This window comes from Streptomyces sp. NPDC005899 (assembly GCF_040629645.1).
GTDB lineage: Bacteria > Actinomycetota > Actinomycetes > Streptomycetales > Streptomycetaceae > Streptomyces.
On sequence record NZ_JBEXWB010000079.1, the window covers coordinates 12,406 to 20,388 of the forward strand.

General features: G+C 73.0%; 5 protein-coding genes. All 5 read left to right on the forward strand.

The window, feature by feature from the left end; all coding sequences use genetic code 11:
• Positions 1–217 precede the first annotated feature (217 nt).
• The 5 genes from ABZ371_RS12615 to sucD all read left to right on the forward strand — a co-directional run bounded on the left by ABZ371_RS12615 (position 218) and on the right by sucD (position 7,818).
• Complete coding sequence (locus ABZ371_RS12615) at positions 218–1,330, forward strand: AAA family ATPase (RefSeq protein ID WP_358677440.1); 1,113 nt, start codon at positions 218–220, stop codon at positions 1,328–1,330.
• A complete protein-coding gene (locus ABZ371_RS12620; RefSeq protein WP_358677443.1) occupies positions 1,327–3,864 on the forward strand; it encodes a DUF5682 family protein in 2,538 nt (845 codons plus the stop codon). The genes ABZ371_RS12615 and ABZ371_RS12620 overlap by 4 nt, the downstream gene beginning before the upstream one ends.
• A gap of 264 nt (positions 3,865–4,128) precedes the next feature.
• Complete coding sequence (locus ABZ371_RS12625) at positions 4,129–5,265, forward strand: VWA domain-containing protein (protein WP_358677451.1); 1,137 nt, start codon at positions 4,129–4,131, stop codon at positions 5,263–5,265.
• A 465-nt stretch (positions 5,266–5,730) separates the two neighbouring features.
• Positions 5,731–6,912 carry an ADP-forming succinate--CoA ligase subunit beta gene (gene sucC, locus ABZ371_RS12630; protein WP_358677446.1) on the forward strand — a complete coding sequence of 394 codons (1,182 nt, stop codon included), beginning with the start codon at positions 5,731–5,733 and terminating at the stop codon, positions 6,910–6,912.
• A gap of 21 nt (positions 6,913–6,933) precedes the next feature.
• Entirely contained in the window at positions 6,934–7,818 is an 885-nt protein-coding gene (sucD, locus tag ABZ371_RS12635) for a succinate--CoA ligase subunit alpha (protein ID WP_358677449.1), read from the forward strand.
• The last annotated feature ends 165 nt before the right edge of the window (positions 7,819–7,983 follow it).

Genomic DNA, 7,983 nt, shown 5'->3' on the forward strand with positions numbered 1-7,983 from the left:
CGTCCCGCAGTTCCGGCGGCCGCCGCCCCGTCGGCCGCCGCCCCGTCGGCCGCCGGGCGGCAGACCCGTCCGACCGGATCCCGAAAACGCCCCGCACGGCGCCCCGCCCGGCGTCCGGCCCGGCGCCGGGCCCGCGCCAGGCTCGATCCGGGCCTGTTGTCAGTGCCGTGGTGCACGGTGGGAACCACATCGGGCCGAACGATCCGGAGGGGGATTCATGACGGCGTTCGCAGACACCGCGTCAGCCGGGGGTGAGGCCCTGAGGCCGCACGCCGAACACGCCTTCGCCGACGAACTCGCGGCCCTCGCCGCCGCCGACGACCGGCCGAGACCCGCCTGCTGGAAGCTCTCGCCCTGGGCCGTCGCCACCTACCTGCTCGGCGGCACGCTCCCCGACGGCACGCTCGTCACGCCCAAGTACGTGGGGCCCCGCCGCCTCGTGGAGGTAGCCGTCAGCACGCTCGCGACCGACCGGGCGCTGCTGCTCCTGGGCGTGCCCGGGACCGCCAAGACGTGGGTGTCCGAACATCTCGCCGCAGCGGTCAGCGGTGACTCGACCCTGCTCGTCCAGGGGACCGCCGGCACCCCCGAGGAGGCCGTCCGCTACGGCTGGAACTACGCGCAGCTACTGGCTCAGGGCCCCAGCCGGGAGGCGTTGGTGCCGAGCCCGGTCATGAGGGCCATGGCCGACGGCATGACCGTCCGGATCGAGGAGCTCACCCGCATTCCCGCCGACGTGCAGGACGCGCTCATCACGATCCTGTCGGAGAAGACCCTGCCCGTCCCCGAGTTGGGACAGGAGGTCCAGGCCGTGCGCGGCTTCAACCTCATCGCGACCGCCAACGACCGCGACCGCGGGGTCAACGAACTCTCCGGGGCCCTGCGCCGCCGCTTCAACACGGTCGTGCTGCCGCTGCCGGCGACACCCGAGGCCGAGGTGGACATCGTGTCGCGGCGCGTCGACCAGATAGGGCGCTCGCTGGACCTGCCCCGGACCCCCGACAGCAGTACCGAGATCCGGCGCGTCGTCACCGTGTTCCGTGAGTTGCGACAGGGGGTCACCGAGGACGGCCGCACCAGACTCAAGTCGCCCTCCGGGACGCTGTCCACGGCCGAGGCCATCTCCGTCGTCACCGGAGGCCTCGCGCTCGCCGCCCACTTCGGTGACGGTGTCCTGCGGCCCGGCGATGTGGCGGCCGGTGTCCTCGGGGCGGTCGTCCGTGACGCCTTGGCCGACAAGGTCGTCTGGCAGGAGTACGTGGAGACGGTGGTCCGGGAGCGGGACGGCTGGAAGGACTTCTACCGCGCCTGCCGTGAGGCAGCGGCGTGACGCCCCCCGCGCCGGGCGGCCCGGGGCGGGGGTCCGGGGGGCCGTTGCTGCTCGGGGTGCGCCACCACGGGCCGGGCTCCGCCCGCGCGGTCCTTGCCGCCCTCGAAGCGGTCCGGCCGTGTGCGGTGCTCGTCGAGGGGCCGCCCGAGGGTGACGCCCTGCTGGCGCTCGCCGCCGACGAGACGATGCGTCCGCCGGTCGCGCTCCTCGCCCACGCGGTGGACGACCCGGGGCACGCCGCGTTCTGGCCGATGGCGGAGTTCTCCCCGGAGTGGGTGGCGATCCGCTGGGCCCTGGCGCACGGCACCCCGGTGCGCTTCGTCGACCTGCCCGCCGCCAACTCGCTGGCCCTGACGGAGCGTACGGAGACGGAACGCTCAGAGGCGGAAGAGGCGGAAGAGGCGGAAGAGGCGGAAGGGCGAGGGCCGGAAGGGCCAGGGCCGGAACCGGCCGAGGGCCTCCCGGAGGACGGCCGGGGCCTCGATCCCATGGGAATCCTGGGCCGGGCCGCCGGCTACGACGACCCCGAGCGCTGGTGGGAGGACGTCGTCGAGCACCGGGCGGCGGACGCCGCCCCCGCCGACCCGCTGGCCCCCTTCGCGGCGCTCGCCGAGGCCATGACGGCACTGCGCGAGACGTACGGCGACGGCGGGCACCCCCGCGACGCGGTCCGGGAGGCTTGTATGCGCCTGCAGTTGCGCGCGGCCCGCAAGGAGTTCGGCGACGACGTCGCCGTGGTCTGCGGGGCCTGGCACGTCCCCGCGCTGGCCGCGCGGACGACGGTCGCCGCCGACAAGGCCCTCCTCAAGGGGATGCCGAAGGTCAGGGCGGAGCTCACCTGGGTCCCCTGGACCCATCGCAGGCTCGCCCGGCACAGCGGCTACGGCGCGGGGATCCAGTCGCCCGGGTGGTACGGCCACCTCTTCGCCGCACCCGACCGGACCGTGGAGCGCTGGATGACGAAGGTCGCCGGGCTGCTGCGCGGAGAGGACCGGTTCGTCTCCTCCGCTCATGTCATCGAGGCCGTGCGGCTCGCCGACACGCTCGCCGACATGAGGGGACGGCCGGCCGCGGGCCTCGCGGAGACCACCGACGCGATCCGGGCCGTCATGTGCGAGGGCTCCGACGTACCGCTCGACCTCGTCCGGGACCGGCTCGTCGTCGGCGACATCCTCGGCGAGGTGCCGGAGGACGCCCCCGCCGTCCCCCTCCAGCGCGACGTCACCAGGCAGCAGCGCTCCCTGCGGCTCAGACCCGAGGCACGGGAGCGGGAGCTCGAGCTGGATCTGCGCAAGGACACCGACGCGTCGCGCAGCAGGTTCCTGCACCGGCTGAGGCTTCTGGACATCGGCTGGGGCCGGCCCACGGCGGGGCGGGGCGGTACGGGCACCTTCCGGGAGACCTGGCGGCTGTGCTGGGAGCCCGAGCTCTCCGTGCGCATCGCGGAAGCCGGAGTGTGGGGCACCACGGTGCTCTCCGCGGCGACCGCGCGGAGCACGTCGGACGCCGCCTCCGCGTCGACCCTCGCCGAGGTCACGGCGCTCGCCGAGCGCTGCCTCCTGGCCGCGCTGCCCGAGGCGCTGCCGGTCGTGGTGAAGGCGCTCGCCGACCGTGCGGCGCTCGACACGGACGTGGGCCACCTCGCCGACGCACTGCCCGCCCTGGCCCGCTCCCTGCGGTACGGGGACGTGCGTGCGACGGACACGGCGGCCCTGGGAACGGTGGCCGTCGGCCTCGCCGAACGCGTCTGCGTGGGCCTGCCCGCCGCGTGCACCGGGCTCGACGCGGACGGCGCGGCGGAGAGGCACCGGCAAGTGGACGGCGTGCACACGGCGGTCGGCATGCTGACCGCCGTGGTACCGGCGGACGGGCTCCGCGAGCGCTGGGCAGGCGTCCTGAGGACCCTGTCCGGCAGGGACGCGGTCGCGGGCGTCATCCGGGGCCGCGCCGCACGCCTGCTCCTGGACGAGGGACGGCTCACCGAGGACGAGGCGGCTCGGCTCATGGGGCTGGCCCTCTCGCCCGGTACGCCACCGGCCGACGCGGCCGCGTGGATAGAGGGCTTCCTCGGCGGGGGCGCCGGGGGCGGAATGCTGCTCGTCCACGACGAACGGCTCCTCGGACTCGTCGACGAGTGGCTGACGGGCGTGCCCCACGGGGTGTTCACCGACGTCCTCCCGCTCCTGCGCCGTACGTTCTCCGTCTACGCGGCGGGCACGCGGCGCACCCTGGGCGAGCTGGTCCGGCGCGGCCCCGGCCGGGACCGGGCGCGGGGCGAGGAGGAGTCAGCGGCACCCGGCTTCGGCACCGGACTCGACGAGGAGCGGGCCGCCGCGGTGGTGCCGGTCCTCCGGCTGCTTCTCGGCGGCACCGGAACCGGCGCTGAGGCCGACAACGGCACGGAGACCGGAACCGGCATCGAGGCGCACTCCGCCACCGAGACCGGCACCGGAGCTGGAGCGGTGGCACAGGCATCCGCGCCGGACAAGGGCGGTGACGCGATGACAGAGACGGAGCCGGCGGCCACGCGATGACCGGCGGTGAGCGGCAGCCATGCGATGACCACCCGCGGCCGAGCAGCCCGCGATGACCGATGTGGAGAGGGCGGCCCCCGCGATGACCGACGCGGGGCGGACGGGCCGGCGATGCCGACGCGGAGCGGACGGGCGTGCGATGACCGACGTGGAGGGGACGGGCGTGCGATGAGCACCGACGGAGCGGGTGGCGGGGAAGGAGCGAAGGTGGGGGCGACGGCAGAGACGCCGGCCGGGGGCGACGAGCGCCTGCGTCGATGGCGCATGGTGCTCGGCGCGGACAGCGCGGAGAGCACGGGGTACACGCTCACAGGCCGGGACGCGGCGATGGACGGTGCTCTGACCGACCTCTACGACGGTACGGGAGAACCGGGCGGCCGGGGAGGGCACGAGCGCTCGGGCGGGCTGGGTGCGTCCGCCCCGTCCCTCGCCCGCTGGCTGGGCGACATCCGCACGTACTTCCCCAGTTCCGTCGTGCAGGTCATGCAGCGCGACGCCATCGACCGTCTCGGGCTGTCCGCCCTGCTGCTGGAGCCCGAGACGCTTGAAGCACTCGAGCCCGACGTCCACCTCGTCGGCACGCTGCTCTCGCTCGGCAAGGCCATGCCGGAGACGACGAGGGAGACCGCCCGGACCGTCGTGCGCAAGGTCGTCGAGGATCTGGAGAGCCGCCTCGCCGACCGGACGAGGGCGACGGTCACCGGCGCCCTTGACCGCTCCGCCCGCGCGGCGAGACCACGTCACCGGGACATCGACTGGGACCGCACGATCCGGGCCAACCTCAAGAACCACCTGCCGCTGCCCGGAGAGAGCGGAGCCCGCACGGTCGTCCCCGAGCGCCTCATCGGGTACGCGCGGGCCGGCCGGTCCGTGAAGAAGGACGTCATCCTCTGCGTCGACCAATCGGGGTCCATGGCCTCCTCGGTCGTCCACGCCTCGGTCTTCGGAGCGGTGCTGGCCTCCATGCGCACCCTGGCGACCAGGCTGGTGGTGTTCGACACTGCCGTCGTCGACCTCACCGACCGGCTGGACGATCCGGTCGACGTGCTGTTCGGCACCCAGCTCGGTGGCGGCACGGACATCAACCGGGCTCTCGCCTACTGCCAGTCGAGGATCACCCGCCCCGCGGACACCGTCGTCGTACTCATCAGCGACCTCTACGAGGGTGGCATCCGGGACGAGATGGTCCGGCGAGCCGCCGCGATGACGGCGTCCGGCGTGCAGTTCGTGACCCTGCTCTCCCTCTCGGACGAGGGCGCCCCCTCCTACGACCGGGAGCACGCCGCAGCACTGGCAGCGCTCGGCGCGCCCGCCTTCGCCTGCACACCCGACCTCTTCCCGGAGGTCATGGCGGCTGCGCTCACCGAACGGCCCCTGCCCCTGCCGGACCCCGGCCGATGAGGCGGGCCGAGGGGGAAGGAGGGGCCGAGGGAGGGACGGTCGGCGCGGAGAGGACGCCGGCCGGCGACGGAACGGGCCGGGCCCGCGATGAGGCGATCACCGAGGACGACACGATCACGGAGGACGACGCGATCACCGAGGTCGACGCGCGCGGGGCCGGGGAGACACCGGCCCGACGCCCGTGGGCGCGGGGCGGCCGTCCCCTCCGCCCGTCGTGATACGGCTCGCCAACCTGCCGTTCCGTCCTCCGCGCCCCGGCGGCCGGCGTGGTCTGTGACCGTTATCACCGCTCAGGTGTGATCTGCAATTTAGGGTCCGGCGGAGCGCGGGGATAACCTGCCGGATGGACATGCCGCGTACCGGGTCACCGTGTGCGCCTCCCTAGTGACTGCGCAGTCACGTTGCCCTCGCGGCACGCCCACGCAGAAGAACGAACCGCGAGACCACTAAAAGGGACGGACGCGCGTGGACCTGTTCGAGTACCAGGCGAGGGACCTCTTCGCCAAGCACGGTGTACCGGTGCTGGCCGGTGAAGTGATCGACACGCCTGAGGCAGCCCGCGAGGCGACCGAGCGGCTGGGCGGCAAGTCCGTCGTCAAGGCGCAGGTGAAGGTCGGCGGCCGCGGCAAGGCCGGCGGCGTCAAGCTGGCCGCGAACCCGGATGAGGCGGTCGCTCGCGCGACCGACATCCTCGGCATGGACATCAAGGGCCACACGGTCCACAAGGTGATGATCGCCGAGCTGTCCCCGGAGATCGAGGCGGAGTACTACGTCTCGTACCTCCTCGACCGCACCAACCGCACCTTCCTGGCCATGGCGTCGGTGCAGGGCGGCATGGACATCGAGGAGGTCGCGGAGAAGACCCCCGAGGCCCTCGCGAAGGTCCCGGTCAACGCCGTCGACGGCGTCGACATCGAGAAGGCCCGCGAGATTGTGGCCCAGGCGAAGTTCCCGGCCGAGGTGGCCGAGGGCGTCGCCGAGGCCATGGTGACCCTGTGGGACACCTTCGTCGCCGAGGACGCACTCCTCGTCGAGGTCAACCCGCTGGTGAAGACCAAGGACGGCCGCATCCTGGCGCTGGACGGCAAGGTGTCTCTCGACGAGAACGCCGACTTCCGTCAGCCCGACCACGAGGCCCTCGAGGACAAGGCCGCGGCCAACCCGCTCGAGGCCGCCGCGAAGGCCAAGAACCTCAACTACGTCAAGCTCGAGGGCGAGGTCGGCATCATCGGTAACGGTGCCGGTCTGGTCATGTCGACCCTCGACGTCGTCGCGTACGCCGGTGAGAAGCACGGCAACGTGAAGCCCGCCAACTTCCTCGACATCGGGGGCGGCGCCTCCGCCGAGGTCATGGCGAACGGCCTTGAGATCATCCTCGGTGACGCGGACGTCAAGTCCGTCTTCGTCAACGTCTTCGGTGGCATCACCGCGTGCGACGAGGTCGCCAACGGCATCGTCCAGGCCCTGGAGCTGCTCAAGTCCAAGGGCGAGGACGTCACCAAGCCGCTGGTCGTGCGCCTCGACGGCAACAACGCGGAGCTGGGTCGCAAGATCCTCTCCGACGCCAACCACCCGCTGGTGCAGCGCGTGGACACCATGGACGGCGCGGCCGACAAGGCCGCCGAGCTCGCCGCGGCTGCGAAGTAAAGGACGAGGGACTCCAACACCATGGCTATCTTCCTCACCAAGGACAGCAAGGTCATCGTCCAGGGGATGACCGGCGCCACGGGCATGAAGCACACCAAGCTCATGCTGGCCGACGGCACCAACATCGTCGGTGGCGTCAACCCGCGCAAGGCGGGCACGTCCGTCGACTTCGACGGCACCGAGGTACCCGTCTTCGGCTCCGTCAAGGAGGCGATGGAGAAGACGGGCGCCGACGTGTCGGTCCTCTTCGTGCCGCCGGCCTTCGCGAAGGCCGCCGTCGTCGAGGCGATCGACGCCGAGATCCCGCTCGCCGTCGTGATCACCGAGGGCATCGCCGTCCACGACTCGGCCGCCTTCTGGGCGTACGCCGGCTCGAAGGGCAACAAGACCCGGATCATCGGCCCGAACTGCCCCGGTCTGATCACCCCCGGCCAGTCCAACGCCGGCATCATCCCGGGCGACATCACCAAGCCCGGCCGCATCGGTCTCGTGTCGAAGTCCGGCACGCTCACCTACCAGATGATGTACGAGCTCCGTGACATCGGCTTCTCCTCGGCCGTCGGCATCGGTGGCGACCCGGTGATCGGCACGACCCACATCGACGCCCTCGCGGCGTTCGAGGCGGACCCCGACACCGACCTCATCGTGATGATCGGCGAGATCGGCGGCGACGCCGAGGAGCGCGCGGCCGACTACATCGCGAAGAACGTCACCAAGCCGGTCGTCGGCTACGTCGCGGGCTTCACCGCCCCCGAGGGCAAGACCATGGGCCACGCGGGCGCCATCGTCTCCGGTTCCTCCGGCACCGCCGCCGCCAAGAAGGAGGCCCTCGAGGCCGCCGGCGTGAAGGTCGGCAAGACGCCGACCGAGACCGCCAAGCTGGCGCGCGAGGTCCTCAACGGCTGACCGCGCGCCGCGGCGGCCCGCCCGCCCGGCACGCGCCTCACCGCATGAACGGCGCGGGGCCACCCCCCCCCCGGGGTGGGGACCCCCCCCCGAACGGGATACCCGGCGGGGGGTCGGCGCCCCCGCCCCCCCCCGGCAACACCACGGCGGCGCGCGCCACGAGCC